Raw genomic sequence first — 1,525 nt, 5'->3', positions numbered from 1 at the left:
GGCCGGCGCGGTCAGCTGCAGGAAGCCCCCGGCGCGGAAGTCGAAGGGCTGGCCCTCGGGCAGCTCCAGAACCAGCTCGCGGATCAGCGGCGCCATCATGCGGTTCGAGACGACCTTGCAGGTGAAGCCGCCCGAGGCCTCGAGGAAGGCGTCGGGCACGGTGACCTCGCAGGCGCCGCGCAGCGCGGTCTGGCAGGCCAGCCGCACCCCTGCCTTGCGCTCGGCCGCCGAGAGCACGCCGCGTTCGGTCGCCCCTGCTTCGCCTGCACCCTCGCCCACAACGCGGACCCGGCACAGTCCGCAGGTGCCCGAGCCGCCGCAGGCCGCCGGGATGCCGATCCCCGCCCCGTGCAGCACCCCCAGCAGGCGGTCGCTGCGCGCCGCCTCGATATGCCGCGTGCCGTTGACCGTCACCGTGACCACGCTTTTCGGCACCAGCCGGGCGCGCGCCATCAGCAGGCCAAGGGTCAGCCCCAGCACTAGCAAGATGACGGTGACACTGGCGATCAGGATCTCTTCGGTCATGGCGCGGCCATCTGGGCAAAGGAGGAAAAGCCGAGCGACATCAGCCCGGCCAGCACGAAGGTGATGCCGAGCCCGCGCAGCCCGGCGGGCAGGTCCGCATAGGCCAGCCGTGCCCGGATTGCCGAGAGCATGGTCACCGCCAGCGCAAAGCCGGTGCCGCCGCCGAGGCCGAAGACCGCCCCCTCGGCCAGCGTGTAGTCGCGCTCCACCATGAACAGGCTGCCGGCGAGGATCGCGCATTGCACGGTCAGTAGCGGCAGGAAGACCCCGAAGGCGGCATGAACGGCGGGCAGGAAGCGGTCGAGCAGCATCTCCAGCAGCTGCACCACGGCGGCGATGACCCCGATGAAGGCGATGAGCGAGAGATAGGACAGGTCGATCCCCGGATAGCCCGCCCAGCCAAGCGCCCCCGGCGCCAGCACGGCGCGGTAGATCAGCTGGTTCAGCGGCACCGTCACGCCCATCACCGCGATCATCGCCACGCCAAGACCGATGGCGGTCTCGGGGCGCTTGGACAGCGCAAGGAAGGTGCAGAGCCCGAGGAACAGCGTCAGCGGCAGGTTCTCGACGAAGGTGGCGGAAAGGTAGAGATCCCAGAGGCTCATTCCCGGCCCTCCCCGACCTCGGGCAGCGGGAATTCCAGCGGCTCGGCCTGTTCGGGGCGCAACGAGCGGATCGCCCAGACCAGCCCGCCCAGCAGGAAGAAGGCCGAGGGCGCCAGCATCATCAGCGCCAGCGGGGTGAACCAGCCGCCCTCCTCGGCCAGCGGCAGCACCGGGTGGCCCAGAAGCGTGCCCGCCCCGAACAGCTCGCGCAGCGCGCCGATCGAGATCAGCACCAGCGAATAGCCAAGCCCGTTGCCAAGCGCGTCGATCATCGCGGGCAGCGGCGGGTTGTGGCGGGCGAAGCTTTCGGTGCGGCCCAGCACGAGGCAGTTGGTGGTGATCAGGCTGACGAAGACGGAAAGGCTCTGGCTGATCTCGAACAGGTAGGCCTGCAG

At 70.0% G+C, this 1,525-nt stretch carries 3 protein-coding genes; all 3 read right to left on the bottom strand.

Annotation, left to right across the window (positions count from 1 at the left end):
• Positions 1–525: 2Fe-2S iron-sulfur cluster-binding protein (locus OS124_RS0111590; protein WP_010139797.1), on the bottom strand; the 525-nt coding region annotated here is incomplete at its 3' end.
• Positions 522–1,130: an NADH:ubiquinone reductase (Na(+)-transporting) subunit E gene (gene nqrE / locus OS124_RS0111585; RefSeq protein WP_010139795.1), complete on the bottom strand. Its 609-nt coding sequence runs from the start codon at positions 1,128–1,130 to the stop codon at positions 522–524. The genes OS124_RS0111590 and nqrE, both read right to left, overlap by 4 nt.
• A partial coding sequence (locus OS124_RS24445; protein ID WP_040607082.1) for an Rnf-Nqr domain containing protein occupies positions 1,127–1,525 on the bottom strand: 399 nt, incomplete at its 5' end. The genes nqrE and OS124_RS24445, both read right to left, overlap by 4 nt.

The organism is Oceanicola sp. S124, assembly GCF_000220565.1.
Classification (GTDB): domain Bacteria; phylum Pseudomonadota; class Alphaproteobacteria; order Rhodobacterales; family Rhodobacteraceae; genus Pseudooceanicola.
Note: the sequence above shows the minus strand (reverse complement) of the source record. Positions and strands in the feature narration are given on the sequence as shown.

What these genes read in the sequence shown, in the direction of transcription:
- nqrE (WP_010139795.1), bottom strand. Translation starts at nt 1,130, where the DNA reads ATGAGCCTCTGGGATCTCTACCTTTCCGCCACCTTCGTCGAGAACCTG.